General features: G+C 55.9%; 22 protein-coding genes and 1 tRNA gene. 10 read left to right on the top strand and 13 right to left on the bottom strand.

Going from position 1 to position 21,643, the window contains the following annotated elements; translation table 11 throughout:
• Positions 1–8 precede the first annotated feature (8 nt).
• From LCM21_RS09685 to LCM21_RS09670, 4 genes are all read right to left on the bottom strand, one after another.
• Positions 9–278 (bottom strand): DksA/TraR family C4-type zinc finger protein, encoded by a 270-nt coding sequence (locus tag LCM21_RS09685; RefSeq protein WP_224890413.1) that lies wholly within the window; start codon positions 276–278, stop codon positions 9–11.
• Between the two features lie 57 nt (positions 279–335).
• Entirely contained in the window at positions 336–1,310 is a 975-nt protein-coding gene (locus tag LCM21_RS09680) for a Gfo/Idh/MocA family protein (protein ID WP_224890412.1), read from the bottom strand.
• Positions 1,311–1,621: 311 nt separating this feature from the next.
• Positions 1,622–2,518, bottom strand: a complete 897-nt coding sequence (gene rpoH / locus LCM21_RS09675; protein ID WP_068334669.1) for an RNA polymerase sigma factor RpoH — start codon at positions 2,516–2,518, stop codon at positions 1,622–1,624.
• A gap of 146 nt (positions 2,519–2,664) precedes the next feature.
• Positions 2,665–3,699, bottom strand: coding sequence for an RluA family pseudouridine synthase (locus LCM21_RS09670; protein WP_224890411.1), 1,035 nt, complete (start codon positions 3,697–3,699; stop codon positions 2,665–2,667).
• Between LCM21_RS09670 and LCM21_RS09665 the strand changes: the two genes are divergently transcribed.
• Complete coding sequence (locus LCM21_RS09665; RefSeq protein ID WP_224890410.1) at positions 3,698–4,003, top strand: DUF6476 family protein; 306 nt, start codon at positions 3,698–3,700, stop codon at positions 4,001–4,003. The genes LCM21_RS09670 and LCM21_RS09665 overlap by 2 nt on opposite strands.
• A 3-nt stretch (positions 4,004–4,006) precedes the next feature.
• Here LCM21_RS09665 and LCM21_RS09660 read toward each other — a convergent pair whose 3' ends face one another.
• The 6 genes from LCM21_RS09660 to LCM21_RS09635 form a co-directional block, all read right to left on the bottom strand.
• Positions 4,007–4,990: a hypothetical protein gene (locus tag LCM21_RS09660; RefSeq protein WP_224890409.1), complete on the bottom strand. Its 984-nt coding sequence runs from the start codon at positions 4,988–4,990 to the stop codon at positions 4,007–4,009.
• A 31-nt stretch (positions 4,991–5,021) separates the two neighbouring features.
• Positions 5,022–6,020, bottom strand: a complete 999-nt coding sequence (locus LCM21_RS09655; protein WP_224890408.1) for a glycosyltransferase family 2 protein — start codon at positions 6,018–6,020, stop codon at positions 5,022–5,024.
• Between the two features lie 134 nt (positions 6,021–6,154).
• Positions 6,155–8,146 (bottom strand): hypothetical protein, encoded by a 1,992-nt coding sequence (locus LCM21_RS09650; RefSeq protein WP_224890407.1) that lies wholly within the window; start codon positions 8,144–8,146, stop codon positions 6,155–6,157.
• Positions 8,143–9,084 (bottom strand): hypothetical protein, encoded by a 942-nt coding sequence (locus LCM21_RS09645; RefSeq protein ID WP_224890406.1) that lies wholly within the window; start codon positions 9,082–9,084, stop codon positions 8,143–8,145. The genes LCM21_RS09650 and LCM21_RS09645 overlap by 4 nt, the downstream gene beginning before the upstream one ends.
• 5 nt (positions 9,085–9,089) lie before the next feature.
• Entirely contained in the window at positions 9,090–10,073 is a 984-nt protein-coding gene (locus LCM21_RS09640) for a glycosyltransferase family 2 protein (RefSeq protein ID WP_224890405.1), read from the bottom strand.
• Positions 10,074–10,374: 301 nt separating this feature from the next.
• Positions 10,375–10,461 (bottom strand) — tRNA-Leu (locus LCM21_RS09635).
• 143 nt (positions 10,462–10,604) lie between these two features.
• On the opposite strand from LCM21_RS09635, the gene LCM21_RS09630 reads away from it, so the two are divergent.
• Both LCM21_RS09630 and lipB read left to right on the top strand, forming a co-directional pair.
• Entirely contained in the window at positions 10,605–11,264 is a 660-nt protein-coding gene (locus LCM21_RS09630; RefSeq protein ID WP_224890404.1) for a DsbA family oxidoreductase, read from the top strand.
• Positions 11,265–11,303: 39 nt separating this feature from the next.
• A complete protein-coding gene (gene lipB / locus LCM21_RS09625) occupies positions 11,304–11,960 on the top strand; it encodes a lipoyl(octanoyl) transferase LipB (RefSeq protein WP_224890403.1) in 657 nt (218 codons plus the stop codon).
• Between the two features lie 426 nt (positions 11,961–12,386).
• Here the strand turns inward: lipB and LCM21_RS09620 are convergent, their stop codons facing one another.
• Positions 12,387–12,806 carry an HIT family protein gene (locus tag LCM21_RS09620; protein ID WP_224890402.1) on the bottom strand — a complete coding sequence of 140 codons (420 nt, stop codon included), beginning with the start codon at positions 12,804–12,806 and terminating at the stop codon, positions 12,387–12,389.
• Positions 12,807–13,110: 304 nt separating this feature from the next.
• Between LCM21_RS09620 and ctaD the strand changes: the two genes are divergently transcribed.
• The 3 genes from ctaD (at position 13,111) to LCM21_RS09605 (ending at position 16,041) form a co-directional block, all read left to right on the top strand.
• A complete protein-coding gene (ctaD, locus tag LCM21_RS09615) occupies positions 13,111–14,769 on the top strand; it encodes a cytochrome c oxidase subunit I (protein WP_068334613.1) in 1,659 nt (552 codons plus the stop codon).
• A gap of 138 nt (positions 14,770–14,907) precedes the next feature.
• Positions 14,908–15,507: a 2-hydroxychromene-2-carboxylate isomerase gene (locus tag LCM21_RS09610; protein WP_224890401.1), complete on the top strand. Its 600-nt coding sequence runs from the start codon at positions 14,908–14,910 to the stop codon at positions 15,505–15,507.
• A gap of 45 nt (positions 15,508–15,552) precedes the next feature.
• Positions 15,553–16,041 (top strand): DUF2244 domain-containing protein, encoded by a 489-nt coding sequence (locus LCM21_RS09605; RefSeq protein ID WP_224890400.1) that lies wholly within the window; start codon positions 15,553–15,555, stop codon positions 16,039–16,041.
• Between the two features lie 26 nt (positions 16,042–16,067).
• Here LCM21_RS09605 and LCM21_RS09600 read toward each other — a convergent pair whose 3' ends face one another.
• Entirely contained in the window at positions 16,068–16,547 is a 480-nt protein-coding gene (locus LCM21_RS09600; protein WP_224890399.1) for a GatB/YqeY domain-containing protein, read from the bottom strand.
• Positions 16,548–16,730: 183 nt separating this feature from the next.
• Between LCM21_RS09600 and carA the strand changes: the two genes are divergently transcribed.
• Both carA and LCM21_RS09590 read left to right on the top strand, forming a co-directional pair.
• Positions 16,731–17,897 (top strand): glutamine-hydrolyzing carbamoyl-phosphate synthase small subunit, encoded by a 1,167-nt coding sequence (gene carA / locus LCM21_RS09595; protein ID WP_224890398.1) that lies wholly within the window; start codon positions 16,731–16,733, stop codon positions 17,895–17,897.
• Positions 17,898–18,134: 237 nt separating this feature from the next.
• Complete coding sequence (locus tag LCM21_RS09590) at positions 18,135–19,859, top strand: glycosyltransferase (RefSeq protein ID WP_319003909.1); 1,725 nt, start codon at positions 18,135–18,137, stop codon at positions 19,857–19,859.
• On the opposite strand, the gene LCM21_RS09585 is transcribed toward LCM21_RS09590, so the two are convergent.
• Positions 19,860–20,507: a GntR family transcriptional regulator gene (locus tag LCM21_RS09585; RefSeq protein WP_224890396.1), complete on the bottom strand. Its 648-nt coding sequence runs from the start codon at positions 20,505–20,507 to the stop codon at positions 19,860–19,862.
• Positions 20,508–20,607: 100 nt separating this feature from the next.
• On the opposite strand from LCM21_RS09585, the gene LCM21_RS09580 reads away from it, so the two are divergent.
• Both LCM21_RS09580 and LCM21_RS09575 read left to right on the top strand, forming a co-directional pair.
• Positions 20,608–21,252 carry a pyrimidine 5'-nucleotidase gene (locus LCM21_RS09580; RefSeq protein WP_224890395.1) on the top strand — a complete coding sequence of 215 codons (645 nt, stop codon included), beginning with the start codon at positions 20,608–20,610 and terminating at the stop codon, positions 21,250–21,252.
• 86 nt (positions 21,253–21,338) lie between these two features.
• Positions 21,339–21,587, top strand: a complete 249-nt coding sequence (locus LCM21_RS09575; protein WP_224890394.1) for a hypothetical protein — start codon at positions 21,339–21,341, stop codon at positions 21,585–21,587.
• Positions 21,588–21,643 lie beyond the last annotated feature (56 nt).

Below are 21,643 nucleotides of genomic sequence, written 5' to 3'. Positions count from 1 at the left end.
GTATCAAACTATTTTTGCTGACTGTCCTTTGACCCGCGCCGATTTATTCCGCCACGTGAGCTAAAAGCTGAATCACGTTCTTGCTGGCATTCCAGGCACAATTTGACACCAGGCAAGGCAATCCGTCGTTTTTCAGGGATCGGCTCTTCGCATTCAGCACAATAGATGAGGCTATCGCCAGAAGGCCGCTTACGTGCCTGCATCCGCGCCAGTTCGTCCGAAATCGACGCTTCTATCTGTTCACTCACCGCGCCGTCCCGCGCCCAGCCGCCAGCCATGTTCTCCTCCTGAATTGCTGTTTTACACAGTAAACCCGCGGAACGCAGCGCGGCAAGTCAGAGGGAAACAGCCCGGTCCAACACAAGGTCAATCATCTGTTGCGTCCCGCGTGAAAATTCCAGCGGACAAGGGTATTCTACCCCGTCGCGGACCGAACGGCAAAACGCCTCGACCTGAAGTTTATAGTGATCGTCGCCGGGGAAACGTGTGACCTGAACCTCAAGCCCCGGTCGATGCAGCTCAACACGCGCCTCTCCGAACACACGGGCGTTGAACGGAGCGGTCAGACGGATTACCCCATCTTCACCGTGGAACACCATCTCCTGATGCGGATGCATGCGGATCGAGACATAGCTGGAATAGGTGAAATCCGGGAACTGCGCCCGAATTTCGGTGAACGTGTCTATTCCATCCTCCCAGCGGATCGCTGATTGCACCTTCGTGGGTTCCTGACCCGTCGCGAACCGGGCGCTGCCGATCACATAGACACCAATATCCCGCAGCCCGCCCCCGCCTGTTTCCGCGCGGTTTCGTATGTTTCCGGTGTCCGCGCGGTTGTCAAAGCTGAACGCCCCAGTCACATGAACAAGTTTGCCTATCGCCCCGTCGGCAATCAACTTTCGCACAAACTGCCACTGCGGATGATGAACGATCATGTATGCTTCGGCAGCCAGCAGACCCGTCTCATCCCGTTTCTGGATCAAGGGTGAAAACTCGTTCGCTGTCATGGTCATCGGCTTTTCGCACAACACGTGCTTTCCGGCCTCCAACGCCTTGAGGCTCCATTCCACATGCAAGTGGTTGGGTAGCGGGATGTAGACCGCCTCAATCTGGGGGTCTGCCAGCAAAGCTTCGTAACTGTCATAGACCGTCAGATCGGGGCAAAAGGCTTGAAACGGTTCAGCCTTTGCCGCACTGGACGTCGCCAACCCCGCCAAACGCGCGCCGTTGGCGGCATGAATCGCGGGGGCCATGAATTGCCGTGCGAACTTAGCGGCGCCCAGAACGCCCCACTGAACCGGTTTTTGCATATTCTCCTCCAAGATTCGTTATTCAATGGCCGAATCTGATGGTTAACGCTAACAGTTCGGTTTTATGAATTTCTATCAATCAAAAGGCTTAAAGTCAGGCTTTTCTATTTCACAAGCCTGTATGATTTCTGGAAACAGATTGTTTACGTACAAAACGCTGTTTTTTCAGATGTTTGCGCAAGGCAACTTTTGCTGGTTTCCTCGGTCCCGTACTTTGCGGTTCTTGGAATGATCCGTGACGCGAAAACAAGTTGGCTGAGGGAAACAAAAAAGCCCGCCATGATAAGCGGGCTTCCCTCAAATGGTGCGACTTAGACCGCGTTTAGCATTCCTTTTTCGCGTGCCAGCTCTCGCATCTTTTTCTGCAGTTTTTCAAAGGCACGAACCTCGATCTGACGAATACGTTCGCGGCTGACATTGTACTGCACGCTCAACTCTTCCAGCGTCACGGGTTGGTCCATCAACCGGCGTTGCGTCAGAATGTCTTTTTCCCGGTCGTTTAGTACGTCCAATGCGGCTGCCAAAAGTTCGCGGCGCGCGTCCAATTCGTCGCGGGCTTCATAATCGCCAGCTTGGTCGGCATCTTCGTCCTCAAGCCAATCCTGCCACTGCATCGTGCCTTCACCTTCGGACCCAACGGTCGCGTTCAGCGAGGCATCCCCACCGGACATCCGGCGGTTCATGCTGATGACTTCTTCTTCGGTCACACCCAGATCATTGGCGATCTGCGCGACGTTTTCAGGACGCAGGTCGCCCTCTTCCAACGCACCGATGCGCGCTTTGGCCTTGCGCAGGTTGAAAAACAGCTTTTTCTGCGCCGAGGTTGTACCCAGCTTTACCAGTGACCAAGACCGCAGGATATATTCCTGAATCGAGGCGCGAATCCACCACATGGCGTAAGTCGCCAACCGGAACCCTTTTTCGGGATCAAAGCGTTTCACCGCCTGCATCAGGCCTACGTTGGCCTCGGAAATCACCTCGGCCTGCGGCAATCCATAGCCGCGATATCCCATGGCTATCTTGGCCGCCAGACGCAGGTGCGACGTCACCATTTTATGCGCCGCTTCAGTGTCTTGTTCTTCCACCCAACGCTTGGCGAGCATGTACTCTTCTTCCGGTTCCAGCAGCGGAAACTTGCGAATTTCCTGCATATAGCGGTTCAGGCCACCTTCCGGCGTCGGCGCGGGGAGATTTGCGTAATTTGCCATGTTTCATGTCCCTCCGACAAATGTTTAAGTCTTTAACATTGGATATGGTCATCCATATCAACTCGTTCAAGAGGTCACATTACCAGTTTGGAATTAACGTTAGATAAAGGAAACCTAAGAAAATCTTATTCACGCAACTTTGCATTTTATGTCAGCGGTGCGCGAAGTTGATCAATTAGTTTTTGCATGTCGTGGGGTAAACCGGCCTCGAACCGCATGTTTTTACCCGTGACGGGATGCTCAAACCCCAAAACAGCCGCATGAAGCGCTTGTCTTGGAAAATTCCGAACAGCCTCGGACGAAGTGACGCTGAACGCCTTTGCGCCCAGTTTTCGTTTGCCACCGTAAACCGGATCGCCCACCAGACCATGCCCGGCATGTGCCATGTGAACGCGAATCTGATGCGTGCGACCGGTTTCCAGCCAGCATTCGATCAGTGCCAGCCCTGCCGGCGATCCAAAAGTTTCAACCACGCGCGCCCGCGTAACCGCGTGACGCCCGCCGTGAAACAGGACGGCCTGTCGTTGTCGGTCAGTCTTGTGTCGCGCCAACTGAGTCGTCAGGCGCATGATGTTTCCGGGCTCAAAGCTGACACCTTTAACACCACGCAGACGCGGATCATTTGCATCGGGCACGCCATAGCAAATAGCGCGGTAGTACCGCTCGACCGTATGCGCCTCGAACTGAGAGGCCAGACCGTGATGGGCCGCATCTGATTTCGCAACCACCAGAAGACCGCTGGTTTCCTTGTCGATTCGGTGCACAATACCGGGCCGTTTCACCCCACCGACGCCAGACAGATGATCACCACAATGATGCAATAACGCGTTCACCAGCGTCCCGCTTGGCGACCCCGGTGCGGGGTGAACAACCATGCCTGCGGGTTTGTTAATGACAATCAAATCATCGTCTTCAAATACTATGTCCAGCGGGATGTCTTCGGGGCCAATGTGGCTGACTTCGGCCTCGGGCACGGTGATCGCGACACTCGCGCCGCCAACCACCTTGGCCTTCGGGTCGCTAGCCGGAACACCGTCGATCAGCACGGCACCTTCGTCGATCAGCTTGGCCAGTCGGGTTCGCGACAGGTTTTCATCGGCTGGAACATCGCGCGAAAGCGCCTTATCAAGGCGTGACGGCGGATCGGCAGCGATCTGAAATTCAATCTGACGGGTGCCCATGACTATCCCTTCCGAACCCCAAGAACCGCAGGAAACGCCGCAGCTTCGACTGCTGCGGAGAATGGTCATGCTGCTGACCGCGGTGATGATTGGCGGGGTTCTAGTGACATTCGCCCTGATTGTCATCCGGTTATCAGACCGAACCCCCACCCTGCCCGATCAGGTCGACCTGCCCGACGGTGCAAAGGCACAGGCTGTGACTATCGGCAGCAATTGGTACGCGGTTGTGACCGATGACAACCGCATTCTGATATTTGACAAGACGACGGGTCGCCAGCGTCAGGAAATTGTCGTCGAGCCGTAATGCTCAGGCTTTCAACGCCATTCGGAAAACGATTTCGGATGCGCGACGCAGCGCCTCATACTCTTCTGGGGTATCGCGACGAAACTTCTGGTCTTCCTCGCTTAACTCGACCGGGTCGAACAAACCGGGCCGGTCGGGGAAGAACTCTTGCTGAAACGCGACGTCTTTCGTGGTCAGGTACTGATCCAACCAAGCGCGTTCATCCGGCTCCAACACGTCATATCGCCGGATCATGACCGGGTCGCTTGCCACTTGCCGACGGAGTTGGCGGCTCTGCTTGCGCCCCATTGCCCGTGACACGATGCCAAAAGCCTCGCTTGCTGCACGCGATTGAGACAGGTTCGAAGGTCGGTCAACCGCCCCGCCATCCGGCAACGCGACGCCAATGCGCGACAGGAAATCATCCACAACATGACCCTGTACCATTTGCGCACGGTTATACAGCATTGGTACAATTTCAACACCGGGAAAAGCCTGCCGAATTTGCTGCGTTTTCGCCGAGAAGCTGAAGCTGTCCGGGTTTGCTTTTATTGTTGCCAGCCGGTCCCTGACGAACGCGGACCCGAAGGTAGCCAATCGGCCATTCTTGGCGCGCTGCTTGTAATCTGCCTCAAAGAAATCCGAGTATCGGCGGCAGTAGAACGTGATCCGCATCTCGCGCGCGGGGATTTCGGCAAACGCCTGTGCCAGCCTAGTCAGGTCACACGAGTAAAACATCTCGGACGACACCAGACAGGTCTGATCGCCGTGCATCTGATACTCGGTCGCCATAAGCTCACGGAACGGGTCCATCGGCTTGTTGCTCTGATTGATATAAAACGCGATTGGATTGTGGCTGATCGCGAGGCGATCGCTCCCCTCCGCGCGGCGGCGGCCAGCCTCCATGTAATGCAGACCGACATCAGCCAACTGCGCCTTGTTCCGGCGCACGTAAGACTGAAGCGCCGTCGTGCCGGTCTTGGGCATACCGATATGCAGCCACAGCATCAGAGGACTCCTGTTTGAGGTTTAAGCCCGCTCATCCCTTGGAGCTTGCCGCAAAATCCGCCGTCATTTGCCGCATCAGATCCCGCATTTGCGGTTGTGCGCGAAGTTCGGCGATCTTCTCTCGGTGCAGATCACATGACATATGGTGTAGGCGTGCGATTTCGGGGTCCGACAACATCTCATGATGGTGGTCGCGCTTGCGATCCCGAATGACATCGATCGAGCCGTCTTCCACCGCGTTGTGGTTCATCATATTCCAGTAATCCATACCAAGGCTATCGCCCAGGTGATGGGCCCGCCCGCGCATTTTCTTGACCAGGTAGCTTTCGCAGGACTTCAGCGCGTAATGGTTGATCTGCACCAGATCGTATCCGATGGAATCCCGCGCGGACCGCCAGCTGCCGGTGAAATAGCGATCCGGCATCAACTGCCCTGATCCGTTATACCAGTGGCACTCCTGCATGGTCTCGACTGCGGGGCGCTTGGGCCGGTGGACGCCCAGCGCAGTCCAAAGTTGTCTTTGGAACATAGTCTTGAACCCCCACGCCTGCGGCGGGCGGTGCTTTTGCTCTTGCGCAGCCAATCGAAACTGATCCGAAAGGAACCGATCCTCATACCGTTCGACACCCGCGTTTCCGAAAAGCCGCCATGTCATCGAGATCATTTTGGCGTCCGGGATGGCGCCGGTCAGCGCGCGCAGCGTATTGTCTCCGGTTTTCACATTTATATGCTCATCGGCATCTATCACGATCACCCAATCGTGGGGCTGTGCGACGTCCATTTTCAGAAACTTTCTATACGCACGTTTTTGCGGGCTGTTCTGGCGTCGCGAATTGTTGTCGACATGGGTTAGAATACCCATCGCCTCCAGCCGCTTTAGCAAGGCGTCTGTGCCGTCTGTGCAATCATTGGTCATCACGACCATCTGGTCGACGCCAATCGCACGGTTATGGGCCACCCATTCCAGCACAAACGGGCCTTCATTCTTCATCGGGGTGATGCTGATGTATCGGGGGTCTTGATCAGACACTTATTCGCCTCGTGTTGTACCGCTTTTTGAACCTGCGCTTGATGTTCTGCGGTATCCGCTCGGGGTGCAGCCTAAACCGACTAGCCGCAGCAGCCAAGAGCGACCCGGAGTCGTTTTGAAAGGCGCTACCATTCTCATCGCGCGCGCGCCAACTGGTTGGCAAACCGTTTGAATGGCGGGAACAGGTCATGAGCTTTTTGCAAGTAGGGCCTCGCCTTTTCCTTTTCCCCCCGCCGCAGGTAGATTTGCCCGGCTTCGCCCTGAATGACTGGGGTATTGTCGTCGATGTCAGCGGCCTGAATGATCTGGTTTTGCCCTTGGTCTTGAGCGCCTTTTCTTTCCAGGAACTTTCCCATTGCGAAAATCAGAAAAGGGTTGCCCGGATCACAGGCCAAAGCGTCGGCCATCTTCAGTTGAGCACGCGCCTGGTCCGCGTCGGCCTCGTACAGTGTTGCCAATCTCTTGTGATAAAGCGGGTTTTCCGGCCAATCCGCTGAGGTTTTTCGCATCACGTCTATCGTTTGTGCAAGACTGGACACGCCCAAGTACCAACTCAGCATCGCTTGGGCGGCGGATACGGATGGATCATCGTGTTCGATGCTTGTCAGATTACCAAAGCTCTCTTGCAGACGCTCTAATCGGAAACGGTCGTCAAGAAGCCTGCGCGCCTTTTGGTCCAACGTCAGATCAGACCAATCCAGTAAAACAAGATCAAAGTTACACGGCTGTCTGGCCAGTGCCTTGTGTTGCACCAGATAGAGGTTGTTAAAGGGAGGGAAGCGCTGACGCCGGACTTCTCTTTGAAGGCGCCAGTCTGCGGGCGGAAACAGCCGGAAAGACACCTGATCTCGGTATAGCATTCGCGAGCCCAACACCACCACGTCCGGGCGGAGAGGTTTGACCCAAAAAGCACGTGCCAGGTTTCGACTTGCCGACCAACGTTTCTTTTGCGCCCCCAGCGCGGCCGCCCGAATAGCCAGAAGAACGGCGTAGTCCTCGGGCCAAAGATTGGCGTTCTTCAATCCTTCCTCGGCCAGACGTTCGCATTCTTTCCAATTGGAAAGGCAAAAACAGTTTAGCGCCTGCAAGACCGGCATAAACGCGTTGTCTGGGTTTTCTTCGAGAATGGGTTTCGCAAGCGCGTATGCTTGTTCAAACTGGTCCTTCGCCGCCAGATATTGCGCCGCCTTGGCGTAAACATGCGACGCCTCAGAGACATTCAAGAAAGCCCCTGGCCCCTTGGCAACACGATCAATCACCCGAAGGTTCGCCTCTGACATTTGTTGCTCGGTCAGAACATTTTTGAACACCAAGCGTTGCCGCCCGGAAATTCTGGCCGCCGCCATTGAAAACGCCGAGATATATGGCGCAATCACCTGCTCGGCCCGGGACATGGTGTAGAGTTCAAGAAAGTCGCCCTGCGCTCGGGTCATGCCCGACACATCCGCAATATCTGACATCCGCAGCACTTGCGGATACCTGTCTTGAAACCGGGTGATCAGTTCAGGCTGATCGGAAAACATGATGGCTGTTTTCCCGGGGTTTGCGTCAAGATGCGCTTCGTAGAGCTCTTCGGGTTCGATTTTCGCGGGCCATGTCGTGTGCTTCCATGGCACGCCATTCAGGATGTCGCCTCGTCTTATGTGGTAGGCGGACACGCCCTGCCCCGACAGTTTTTCATCGGCGCGCGCCATGACCTTTCGAATTTCGTTGGTGAAACCGATCCGATGGATGAAATCCTGATACCTTGGGCGAATGGTTTCGATATCCTCCCACGGAAAGGCCAAAACCTCGAACCCTTCCTCAACCAGAACCGAGCGACCATCATTCAGGTGCGCGATCAGGCGCTCGGCAGAGTTGTCGCCCTGAAAGGCCCAGATCGGCAAGGCTTGGGAGTTGAGCCGGTCAAACTCCTCAGCATCAAGGAAATGCGCATCCATCCAATCCTGCGCAAACAGCTCCTGCGGCTGATCCAATTCCGGCGCGTCAGACCCTTGCGGGAACCAATTGACCTTGTAAGCGGTGTCAAAATCCTCGGCCAGACGGATGCAGGTCAGCATCATCAGCAAGCGCGCACCCATCCGGTCTTTGCGCTGTCCAATGAACACCCCTTTTGCTGACGTCATTGGGACCTCTCGCCCTCGGCCTTAGTGGCGCGGCGCAGTAACCGGAACCTCTGGCGCGCTTGCCGAACCAATTTGGGATGGCGCACACCCGCCTGTGCTTCGATCGCGCGCATGACCATCGGAAGGTTTCGACGCGCGCGCATCATTCGATAATATTCGCCGGGTTCAAGCGAACCATCCATTGCCTTCAACATCACGGGCTTCAGGATATCCAGCTTTCGCAGCATCGGGGCCGCAAAATGGTTCGAAAACCAAGTTTTGAGGAGCACGACATTATCGCCTTGCAACCGCGTAACCTGCCGTCGATCCAGATCGAAGAACGGATCATAAAAAACATAGGCCTTACCGGCGCGTTTCACCGTTTGCGCGGCATCCCCCAAGGGCAGATCCCAATCCTGTACCTGCCCGAAACGGTATCTGGTTTCCCAAGGCACCAGCCGTTCGTCCAGCGATGTTTGCGGGTTAAACGCGACCACATTCGCGCCCGGCACCAAACCGGAAAAGACCAGCGCCCCGAACCCGCCCATCGAAGCCCCGGCAAAAACGACCTGATCGAATTGTTTGAAAAAGCCTTCTGCCGCGCGGTTCTGGAAATAGGTGATGATCTCGGGGTCACGGTACCATGCCTTGGTGCGTGCAAAGACCCCCATATGGGACCAGCCCGCGTCACGAAAGAACTTCCACCCCCAGGGCTCGCGGGCGAATGACAGATCGTTGGCGTTGGCGATATTGTCAAAGCTGACCACCAACTGAGACGCCGAGCGTTGATGAAACAACACGGAATGCCGTTCAAGCTTTTGCAGGAAACCTGCGCCATCGCCACCTGGGTAAAGCTCAACAAACCACGGTGGTGCGGGATCAGTCAAAATGCGTTCGAACCCGGTTTTTCGGTCGGGGTGATCAGGTTTCAACTGCTGTTTCGATAGGTCGTCTGCCATGATCCTCAGATAAGATTATCAGCCAGCCACAGCCGAAAATCCACCCAATCCGGGCGCATCTTGATTTCGGCGATCTTGGCCCGATGCCAATCACAGGCCTGTTTATGCAGCGCGCCAAGGGTTTCGTCCGCCTTCAGCTTCTCCAAAAGCGGTGCGGCACGCCGAGCGATGGGTTGGATCGAGGGGTCGGGCTGTTTGTTGGCGTTCATGTCCTGCCAATAGGACTGGCCTTGATCCACTTTGATGTGATTGGTGCGCCCGCGGTCACGCTTAATCAAAAAGCCATCCAAAGACCGGACCGAGTAATGATGCAGCCGCCCTAGCGAATGGTCGAACCCACGCCAGGCCCGCCACCCCACTTTGTCAGCCGGAAACAACTTGCCGCCCGCATCAGACCACGCGACCTCAGCCTCCTTGCCTTGCGCGATTCCTTTCGGGCGGTGCGGCCCGAAGCGGGTAAACTTACCGTTGTTGCGAAACAGAGTCTTAAGTCCATAGGCCCGGCCCGAGTGATACGGAAATTCTGTATCCCCCATCGCAAAAGCCTCGGTCACTGGTTTATCTTCAAAACTGATGTTTCCGGAACTTCCAAACAGCTTCCACGCGAATGAGATTGCATCAACTGGTTGACCCGCGCGGCTCTCAACCTCAGCGATAAGTGCGCCAAAGCTGTTGTCTCCATGCCGGATATTCCAGAACTCATCCACATCAAGGCACAACAACCAATCCGCCTCTTTGACCTTCGGCTGTCGTCGTGCCTGTCGCAGCATCTGATGCTGCGGGTTGCCGCCCTCTTTCACTTCGTTCACGACATGTGTCGCCAGCCCAAGGTCCTGCAATCTGCGGGCGATATCGTCGGTGCCATCCTCACAGTCGTTGGTAAAGATCACAAAGTGATCCACCCCGATCGTTTTATGGAATGCGACCCATTCCAACATGTATGGGCCTTCGTTCTTCATCGTGGTGAATACGGTAATGGCCTGCGACATCAATTCTTCCCGGATTTCGTTACCCCTTGTCATACACATCCGAACGTACCGCGGCGAGACTGTAATTGAACCAGTCAATTAAAGCCGCACGGATCCGTGATTGTGACGTGGGTGCCGGAGACGACCATCCGTCGACACGGCCTGCATTCGACCGATGATTGCTTGATGTTCTGCCTGGGCGGGAACGTTAACAGTTCGACCTAAGCTGCTGTAGGCAAAGCCCCAAGACATCTGGTCATCCATCCCAAAACAGTTTGGTGGCCTTCAAGTTTGTTGAAAGGGATTGAGACAGTCCATCACTTGGTGCGGTCGAGAAGACTCGAACTTCCACGGGTGTTACCCCACAGCGACCTCAACGCTGCGCGTCTACCAATTCCGCCACGACCGCACTGCCAGTGACTTGGTAGAGGGGCGTATAGTCCCTGACGATCAGGATGTGAAGAGGCAAAAAACACGCCGGTTTGAATTCCTTTCCGGCACCGTATTCTGTACCGACATTGTATAACGCAACACACCGCCAGGAGCATGAACATGTCCGCCCCCGATCCTCGCCCTACTGTTCAAGTTGACATCGTATCTGATGTCGTCTGCCCGTGGTGCATTGTTGGATTTCTGCAACTTGATCAGGCCCTGCTGCAAACAAATACTCAGGCGCGTATCAGGTGGCATCCTTTTGAACTGAACCCGGCCATGCCATCGGAAGGCCAAAACCTGCGCGAGCATATAATGGAGAAATACGGATCGACGCCGGATCAAAGCCAGCAGGCACGGCAACAGTTGACGAAGCTTGGGGCCGAACTGGGTTTTGCGTTCAACTTCGACGATGACAGCCGGATCATGAACACCTTTTCAGCGCATCAATTGCTGGACTGGGCAGAGACGCAGGGTCGTCAACACCCGCTGAAGATGGCTTTGTTCAAGGCGTATTTCACCGACCAGAAAGACATTTCTGAAGTTGATACCCTCTTGAGTGCGGTCTCTGAGGCCGGACTGGACGCCGAGGCTGCGCAATCCGTACTCGAATCCGGCCAACAGGCCAGTTCCGTGCGCGAAAAGCAGGAGTTCTGGACCAGCCGCGGTATTTCCGGCGTACCGTCGATGGTGTTTGGCGGTAAATACCTGGTGACAGGGGCGCAAGGCGTGGACGCGTACCGCCAGATATTGCACCGCTGTATGGCCGAGGCCGCCTGACCCCTTTCCCTTGCTGCATCCGCGCGATAAAGAACCGTCATGGAATGGAAGATCACCGATGGTTTGACCGATTACACCGAAGCCGTTGCCTTTATGGAGGCGCGCGTGGCTGCAATCGCGGCGGGTGAAGCGGATGAATGCATCTGGCTGCTGGAACATCCACCGCTCTACACGGCAGGAACATCGGCCCGAATCGAGGATTTGACAGACCCTCATCGGTTTCCAGTTTATGAGGCCAAACGCGGCGGGGAATACACCTATCACGGCCCCGGTCAGCGTGTGGCCTATGTCATGCTGGATCTCAACACGCGTGGCAAAGACGTACGTGAGTTTGTCAAAAAGCTTGAAAACTGGGTGATCGCGGCCTTGGCGGAATTCAGCGTTAAGGGTGAGATCCGCAATGGCCGCGTTGGCGTCTGGGTGCGGCGGGACGACAAACCGTTAACCGCAACCGGGCAGCCCGCCGAGGACAAGATCGCAGCCATCGGCCTGCGTCTGCGCAAATGGGTCAGTTTTCATGGCATCTCAATCAATGTCGAACCGGACCTTGAGCATTTTTCCGGCATCGTTCCGTGCGGCATCACAGAACATGGCGTGACCTCTTTGGTCGATCTGGGCTTGCCAGTGACGATGGCCGATGTTGACACCGCACTTCAAAAAACCTTTGCGGAATTTTTCGAACCGATCGAAGCCTGAGCGCTATCGAATCGCTTGTTTTCCCCTAGGTCAATTGACAATGGGTGAGCAAAATTCGCTTTGTTTCCATGCGGGTCCGAATTTTAGCATTATGATCGCTGAATCTGGGGTTATTTCGGGGAATACAAACTCTTACCAATACAAAACGTCGCGTTGCGGCTAATGTTATTTAACCGTTCTGGAGTGAGTGGTGTGTTAACCGGATAGCCTGAATGTTTAAGCTACCGGAAAAGTGTTTGGTTACGAGTCTGCCGTTCCGATCCCCAATCGGAACGGCAATTTTCTTCAGGAAACGTAGCAAACCGTCCCCATACAATTAGCAGCCTAGTGACCAACTGCGGCAGCTGACGCGATGGGATTACCACCTCGGCCTCGTCGCACCAGTCCTGCCTCCACGGCCCACCGCCCGAGATACATGGCAAAGGATCAGGCCAGAGCAGCCTTAATCTTGTCTGCGTGTTTGGCAATCAGGTCGAAATCACCCATCTTCCCCGGTGGTCGCATCGCGACACCTTCCTGACGCGGCAGGATGTGGAAATGCAGGTGGAACACCTCTTGCCCTCCGGCCGCCTCGTTGAATTGCTGGACGGTCACCCCGTCAGCGTTAAACGCTTTGACCACGGCCTTTGCCAATTTCTGAACGGTCGCAGTGACTGCAGCAAGTTGTTCCGGTGTTGCATCAAGAAGGTTGCGGCAGGGCGTTTTCGGGATCACCAGCAGGTGCCCGTCGGATCGCGGCATAATATCCATGAAAGCCAGCGTTTCGTCATCCTCATACACGCGGGTTGAGGGGATTTCCCCGCGCAGGATCTTGGCAAAGATGTTTTCGGGATCGTAGGCGGCCATACTTTTTCTCCGATTTCGAGTGTTGGCGTAGTTCTGCGGCCCTGTTCACCGGGGGTCAAGGTGGAACTCTGCTCTGTCTTAGACCAGGGCCTTAAAGACCCCTTGAAATCGCTAACTCAGCCGCCAGATACAGCGCATCAATGGCAACGATTTCGCGGGTTCCCCTCCTACCCGCGACAATTATTCTTGATCCAGATCAAACTCGGCCATTGAAGGTGTGTTCATCGCAATTTAAAACCAGCAGGAATCCCGCGCGTTGGAGAGGTCCGGCTGCGCGGTGCAAACGCAACAGGAGGCACCTATAATGGCAGACGCAGCCATTCATGGTCACGATCATGAAGATCAGCGTGGGTTCTTTACCCGCTGGTTCATGTCGACCAACCACAAAGACATCGGGATTCTCTACCTGATCTTTTCAGCTCTGGCTGGTTTGATCTCGGTCGCGATGACCGTCTACATGCGGCTCGAGCTGATGCACCCCGGTGTGCAGTACATGTGCCTCGAAGGCTTCATGGCCGATCCTTGCACCCCTAACGGACATCTTTGGAACGTAATGATCACCTATCACGGTGTTCTTATGATGTTCTTTGTGGTCATCCCGGCACTGTTCGGCGGATTTGGTAACTATTTCATGCCGTTGCAGATCGGCGCGCCGGATATGGCGTTCCCGCGGATGAACAACCTGTCTTTCTGGCTTTATGTCGCGGGTACGTCGCTGGGCGTCGCTTCGTTGCTAAGCCCAGGCGGAAATGATCAACTTGGCTCAGGTGTTGGGTGGGTCCTGTATCCGCCGCTATCGACGACCGAGGGCGGCATGTCCATGGATCTTGCGATCTTTGCCGTGCACGTATCGGGCGCCTCTTCGATCCTTGGCGCGATCAACATGATCACGACGTTCCTGAACATGCGTGCCCCCGGCATGACCTTGTTCAAGGTACCGCTGTTCAGCTGGTCGATCTTTGTCACCGCGTGGCTGATTCTGTTGTCGCTGCCAGTTTTGGCCGGCGCGATCACCATGCTGCTCATGGACCGTAACTTTGGTTTCACCTTCTTCGATCCGGCAGGTGGCGGTGACCCGATCCTGTACCAGCACATCCTGTGGTTCTTCGGCCACCCCGAAGTGTACATCGTGATCCTGCCTGGGTTTGGCATTATCAGTCACGTGATCGCCACATTCTCTCGCAAGCCGATCTTTGGGTACCTGCCGATGGTCTGGGCGATCATCGCGATCGGGGTGCTGGGCTTTGTCGTATGGGCGCACCATATGTACACAGTTGGCATGTCGCTGCGGCAGCAGGCTTACTTTATGCTAGCCACGATGGTTATTGCGGTTCCAACGGGGGTTAAGGTCTTTTCGTGGATCGCGACTATGTGGGGCGGCTCGATCGAGTTCAAGACACCGATGCTGTTTGCCTTCGGCTTCTTGTTCCTGTTCACCGTCGGCGGTGTGACCGGTGTGGTTCTGTCGCAGGCCGGTATCGACCGCGCCTATCACGACACCTACTATGTCGTCGCGCACTTCCACTACGTGATGAGCTTGGGGGCAGTCTTCGCCATCTTTGCAGGAGTGTACTTCTACTTCTCGAAGATGACGGGCCGTCAGTACTCGGAGTTCTGGGGCAAGGTGCACTTTTGGATGTTCTTTATCGGTGCGAACCTAACCTTCTTCCCGCAGCACTTCCTCGGTCGTCAGGGCATGCCGCGCCGCTACATCGACTATCCCGAGGCGTTCGCTCAGTGGAACTTCGTGTCGTCGATTGGTGCGTTCATTTCGTTCGCCTCTTTCCTGCTGTTCTTCGGCATCGTCTTCTACGCCCTGTTCCGCGGCGCCAAAGAGACACGTCCGAACCCGTGGAACGAATACGCGGACACTTTGGAATGGACCCTGCCCTCACCGCCGCCCGAGCACACGTTCGAGCAGCTGCCAAAGCAGGAAGACTGGGACAAAGGCCACGCGCACTAATCCCGCAAACGTAAAGAAACCCCGCCTTAACGGCGGGGTTTTTTCTTTGCAGGGGCATCGACTGCTGAACCGTCGCACGAGTCGCGAAAATCGGCTATGATGCGACTGGCGGTTCAACCGGCAACCCGGGGTATCCTCATGCCTGACATTGATTTTTGGTATAGCATTGGCAGCACGTATACGTTCCTGACAGTTATGCGTCTGGACGACTGGTGCGCTGAGAATGACGTTGCAGTGAAATGGCGGCCTTTCAACGTGCGAACGATCATGTCAGAGCAGAGCAACATACCCTTCGCGGGCAAGCCGGTAAAATCTGCCTATATGTGGCGGGATATCGAACGTCGGGCAGCAAAGTACCATATACACGCGCGTTTACCTGCCCCCTACCCGATCTCTGACCTGGCGCTGGCCAATCAGGTCGCCTTGCTGGGCATGGGTGACGGCTGGGGCAAGACCTTTACCCAGGTTCTGTATCGCATCTGGTTCGACGACAATATCGAAGCTGGCAGCGAAACCGCAATCACCGAAGCATTGCACAGGTGTCAGCAAGACCCACGTATGGTGCTGGCACGTGCCCGCAGTGCCGATACGGTTTCAGCGCTAGAGGCAGAAACTGAAAAAGCCAAAAAACTGGGTGTTTTTGGCGCCCCTAGCCTTGTCGTCAACGGCGAGGTTTTCTGGGGAGATGACCGGCTGGATGATGCGCTGTCCTGGGCGCGTGTGGGTCACGTAGCCTGATCATTTCCCCTTCGACACAACCAAGCTTTGCGCTAGGTTTTGGCTATGCCATACCAATGGAATCAAACCTCTGAGACAGAGCAGGAATTGCGCCTTTGGCCCCACAACTCGTTGCCACCGCGCGGGGCGATGATTGTGATCCTGTCCGTGTTTCTGTTTGGATTGATCCCGCTGCTTGCAATGCTGGGGTCAGTCATTCTGTGGGGGTTGCTGCCATTTCTCATTCTGACCGTTTTAGGGCTGTGGCTTGCAATCCAGACAAACTATCGCGCGCGCAGCATGTTCGAAGTTCTGACTCTGACTGGTACGCAAGCTCGGTTGATCCACCACACACCGGGAAAACAGCAGCAGGAATGGTCTTGCAACCGATACTGGGCACGGCCCGAAATGCACGAAAAAGGTGGGCCAGTGCCGCACTACGTTACCCTGATAGGAGACGGGCGCGAAGTAGAAATCGGGGCTTTTCTGTCCGAAGACGAACGAATCGCACTTTATGACGATCTGAAACGGAAACTTCGCGAACCAGCCGCGTAACAGCCCCAAGTTCTAAGGATGATCTGTCAGCCACCCGAAGCAGCGCAAAGATGATCTTTAACCATTGGGCCTACTTTGCCAAAATCCATACGTCCAGTGTAACGCGTTTTTAACTCGCCCATCACCTTGCCCATATCCCGAATGGATCCGGCGCCCGTGGCCGTGATTGCGGTCTGAATAGCTTTTGAGACCTCTTCATCATCCAACTGTTTGGGTAGAAACTCCTCAATAACTTCAACCTCGCGCAGTTCGCGCTCGGCCAGGTCAAGGCGTCCACCTTCTTCGTAGGTGCGCGCGCTTTCCTTGCGCTGCTTGGTCATTTTACCAAGGATTTCAAGGACCTCAACGTCGCCACAGCCCTTGGCCTCTTCATTTTCAGACGCTCGTGACGCGATGTCCCGGTCTTTGATCGCAGCATTGATAAGCCGTAGCGTCGACAAACGCTCGGTCTCTTTGTCTTTCATCGCTTGCTTCAGGGCAGTGTTCACCCGTGCTCGCATATCCATATGATCTGTCCATCCCCATGGAAAAGGAACCCCGACCTTATCGAAACAAAAAGCGCGACACAACAGGGGACGAATAAATCTAACCCATTGATTTCACTCAATAGCCGAAAATTTGAACAGGCTTGACCCAGCGCCATAACGCCCTTAGGTATGCGCCGGTTTACCTAAAAGGAGAGTCGCCCGATGGCCCAGAATGCACCGACCAAGCCCACCGCATGTCTGGCCTTGGCCGACGGAACAGTGTTCTACGGGATGGGCTTCGGCGCAACCGGTCAGACCGTGGCTGAGTTGTGCTTCAACACCGCAATGACCGGGTATCAGGAGATCATGACCGATCCGTCTTATGCGGGGCAAGTCGTGACGTTTACTTTTCCTCATATCGGCAATGTCGGTGTAAATCCCGAAGACGACGAAACCGGTGATCCCGTTGCCGCCGGGATGGTCGTGAAATGGGACCCGACTGAGCCGTCGAATTGGCGGTCTGCCGAAGAATTGAAGGCGTGGCTTGCCCGTCGCGGTCGCATCGCCATAGGTGGGATCGACACCCGGCGTCTGACCCGCGCTATCCGCCAGCAAGGCGCGCCGCATGTCGCCCTGGCCCATGACCCCGAGGGTAATTTCGACATTGAAGCATTGGTCGCAGCGGCGCGCGCATTTTCCGGGCTCGAAGGCATGGATCTGGCCAAAGAGGTCACTTGCGCACAAAGCTATCGCTGGGATGAAATGCGGTGGGCGTGGCCCGACGGCTATACCCGGCAGGAAGCACCCGCGCACAAGGTCGTTGCCATCGACTACGGCGCAAAGCGAAACATCCTGCGGTGTCTGGCCTCGGCAGGGTGTGACGTGACCGTGCTGCCAGCCACAGCGACGGCCTCCGAAGTACTGGCGCACAATCCTGACGGTGTTTTCCTGTCCAACGGCCCCGGTGATCCGGCGGCCACCGGTGAATATGCTGTCCCGATGATCAAAGAGGTTTTGGATACCACTGACCTGCCGGTTTTCGGCATCTGCCTTGGCCATCAGATGCTGGCGCTGGCGCTTGGCGGTCAAACGGTCAAGATGAACCACGGTCACCACGGTGCCAACCATCCTGTGAAAGACATGGAAACCGGAAAGGTTGAAATCACCTCGATGAACCACGGTTTTGCGGTGGACGCACAATCGCTGCCGGACGGTGTTGTGGAAACGCATCGCTCGTTGTTCGACGGGTCGAACTGCGGCATTCGCATGACCGGTCGCCCCGTCTATTCCGTGCAGCATCACCCCGAAGCCTCGCCGGGACCGCAGGACAGTTTTTACCTGTTCGAACGCTTTGCCGAGGCGATGTCGGAAAGAAAATCGCGGGCTTAACAGCCAGATTGGTTATGGTTAACCTGCTGTTAACCCAAGTTGAACAACCCTGCCGCGCAAGCTTCGCGTCAGGGTTGTTTCTTTATGGTCGAACTAAATCTACATCATTTCGCGCAGGCTGCGCCGATACCCGCGCGGATCCGTAAGCCGTTAGGGGCTTGTCTTGTCGACCGCGGCTTGATCACTCAATCCCAGCTTGACGAAGCGTTGTTCATGCAATCTTGGCAAAGATCCCAGTTGGGCGAAATACTTGTGTCGGAAGGCTGGGTCGACCGTCAGGATGTGCTCAATGCCTTATCAGATCAAACCGGTCTTCAAATTGCCGATTTCGACAGCTCTCCGCCTTCGCCCGAGCTGTGCAAGATAAAACCAGTTGAGTTCTGGCTGACCCATAACGTCATTCCCTGGCAACGTATCGGTCCCATCTTGCTGGTTGCCACGGCGCGGGCTGACTTGTTTCCTGACGTACGCGGCGGCTTGCAGGATGCGGGGTTTACCGTCATGCCCGTGCTTGTCGCCCCCGATCAGATCGACAAAGCTATTGCTCAATTATTCTCTGAGACATTGGCCAAGGCAGCCGAAACCCGCGTTGATCCGGACCAGAGTTGCCGCTCATGGACCCCCAAATCACGCGTTGGGTCTGCTGCGGTATTGTCAGGGATTTTGCTGTCCTTTGCGGCGTTTCCGATGGTCGGACTGGCCATATTGGTTGCGGCTGCGGTGTTCAGTTTGATCTTGTTTGCGTGTTTTCGCCTTCTTGGTCTGTTGGGGTTCTTGTGGCAGGCAGCAATCCGCCGTGCCAACCCGGTCTCGTCAGGGCCGCCACGGGTGTTGCCGCGTGTGTCCATCATGGTCCCGCTCTACAAAGAGCGCGAGATCGCCGGCGCGCTCATTCGACGTTTGCAAAGACTCACGTACCCCAAGGCACTGCTGGATGTAATTCTGGTGCTGGAAGAATCTGACGATGTGACACGCGCCACTCTTGCCGGTGTCGATCTGCCCAGTTGGATCAGGAGCGTCGAAGTGCCTGAACTGAACGGGCTGACCACCAAACCTCGTGCCATGAACTTTGCCCTGGACTTCTGTCGCGGCGACATCTTGGGGGTCTGGGATGCCGAAGATGCACCGCAGCCAGACCAGATCGAACGCGTCGCCCGACACTTCGCACAAGCGGACGAAAATGTCGTCTGCCTGCAGGGTGTTCTTGACTACTACAATCCACGTACCAACTGGCGGTCGCGCTGCTTTACCATTGAATACAACGGCTGGTTTCGGGTCGTGCTGCAGGGCATCGCCCGGTTAGGGCTTGTGGTGCCACTGGGTGGAACAACATTCTTTTTTAGGCGCGACAAGCTGTTGGAGCTCGGTGGTTGGGATGCCCACAATGTCACCGAGGATGCCGATCTGGGTGTGCGCCTGTCACGCGCAGGCTATCGTACCGAGATTGTCGATACCGCAACTTATGAAGAGGCAAACTTTCGCGCCTGGCCGTGGGTAAAGCAACGCTCGCGTTGGCTTAAAGGCTTCATGGTGACGTACCTTGTTCATATGCGCTCTCCCCTGAAATTGCTCAGGGATCTCGGTATCCTAAGGTTTCTGGGTGTACAGGCTTTTTTTCTTGGGACCGTTGGACAGTTCCTGCTGGCCCCGGTTCTCTGGCTTTTTTGGCTGACGAGTTTTGGCTTGCCCAGCCCCTTGGACCCGATCCTCTCACGATCCATGCTGGCTGCATTGGTGGCCCTGTTCCTGATCGCCGAGATCACCAACGCGGCCGTTGGTTTCATTGCTGTATCGGCCCGGGAAAGACGGTTCTTGCTGCCATGGGTGCCAACAATGCCGCTTTACTTCCCATTGGGAGTTTTGGCCGCATACAAAGCCCTTTGGGAGTTGGTACTGAACCCATTTTTCTGGGACAAAACGCAACATGGCCAAGCCATTGAGGAAGACATGCTGCCTCAGTGATTAGGTCTCGCGCAGAACTGCATCCTGTTTCAAGCGGGTCATGAAAGCGACCGATATATGGTCTTTCAGCGCACGTTCGGCGGCTTGTTCATTGCGTGCAGCGATGGCTTCGACAATGCCTTTGTGTTCGCTCTGCGCGATTTCACCGCGCCCCTGCACGGCCAGGGATGTCGTGGCCATAAGCGCCATTGTGCGATGCACGAGGTCAAGCTGCTGAACCAGATAACGGTTGTGCGAGGCGAGGTGTATCTGCTCGTGAAAGCGCCTGTTGGCGCGCGACAAAGCCGACGGGTCGCCGACAAGCTCGTCATCGGCGGCCACCATATCCTGCAACACCCTGATCTCTTCTTCGGTGGCATGCTTGGCCGCCAGCTTTGCGGCCAGCCCCTCTAACTCGCGCCTTACGACATACAGCTCAGCCATCTGGTTGTGGTCAAGCGAGGCCACAATCAGCGACCGGCCGTCCCGTTCCAGCAGCGATTGCGTCTCAAGCCGCTGCAACGCTTCGCGAATGGGGGTGCGTGAGACTCCGAACCGTTCCGCAAGCTCGCTTTCGACCAGACGGTCGCCGGGTTTGTAAACGCCAACGTCTATCGCTTCGAGAATAAGACGGTAGGCGTCTTTGGACGGTTGTCTGGCTTGGGGCATGGGGTGGTTCGTCTCCTCGTTCGGACATGTCTATCCGTCACTTGCCCTTCGGATCAAGTGTGGCATTGAAAACCGTGTCGCAGCGCCCTAAACCCAAACCATGGTCAAGCCTGCTTTTTCTCACGTCACCCAATGGGTGTTCGACCTCGACAATACACTGTATCCGCCGCATATGCGCCTGTTCGACCAGATCGAGGTACTGATGACGGATTACGTCGCGCAAGCCATCGGCGTTGAGAGGGCCGAGGCGGACCGTCTGCGCTCGTACTATTGGCGGCAATACGGCACAACGCTGGCTGGTCTGATGGCCGAGCATGATCTGGACCCTGACCCCTATCTGCACGCGGTTCATCAGGTGGATATGAGCCACCTTGACCCCGACGCCGAACTGGCCGACCATATCCGGTCCCTGCCCGGCCGCCGCATTGTTTACACCAATGGCAGCGCGCCCTACGCCGAACGGGTGCTTGAGGCGCGTGGTCTTGCCGGGCTGTTCGATGCAATCTACGGCGTCGAGCATGCAGGCTATCGCCCGAAGCCCGAAAAAGCCGCGTTCGAGGCGATATTTACCCAGGATGGAATCGATACAGAACAAGCGGCCATGTTCGAGGATGACCCCCGGAATCTGGCTGCTCCGTACGCGATGGGAATGCGCACTGTACACGTCGCGCCCGAGCCTCATGAGGCCGACCACATCCACCATCACACCGATGATTTAACTGCGTTTTTGGCCCGTCTGCGATAGGCTGTCACACTGCGACGATCTGCACGTTCTGCAGGTGCAATATCATCCATATATGCCCATCAGCGACGAACAGAATCGGAGAAACCATGAGCGCGATCGAGATGCCTCGGCGCCTGCCCATTTGGCAGCTAATTCTATTTTCAATCCCACTGTTTGGTTGGATTGCCCGTGATGCTGCGTATGGCAAGCCCGAGGATTGGGGCTATACCGCCGCTGCGCTTGTCAGCATGTGGGGGTGTTCGACCCTGATCTTTGGTCTGCCTGGCCTTTACATCCCGGCTGTGATGATGGTGCCGCTGATTTTCCTTCTTCTCATCCTGGTGTCACGCGGCTGACAGACGGGACAGGATGTCACTTGGCACCGGCCTTGGAACCGAACTAGGTTCTTCTC

Origin of the sequence: Ruegeria profundi (assembly GCF_020171505.1) — a bacterium.
Lineage (GTDB): Bacteria > Pseudomonadota > Alphaproteobacteria > Rhodobacterales > Rhodobacteraceae > Ruegeria > Ruegeria profundi.
The sequence above is the reverse complement of the archived record's forward strand: the minus strand, read 5'-3'. Positions and strand labels throughout refer to the sequence as shown.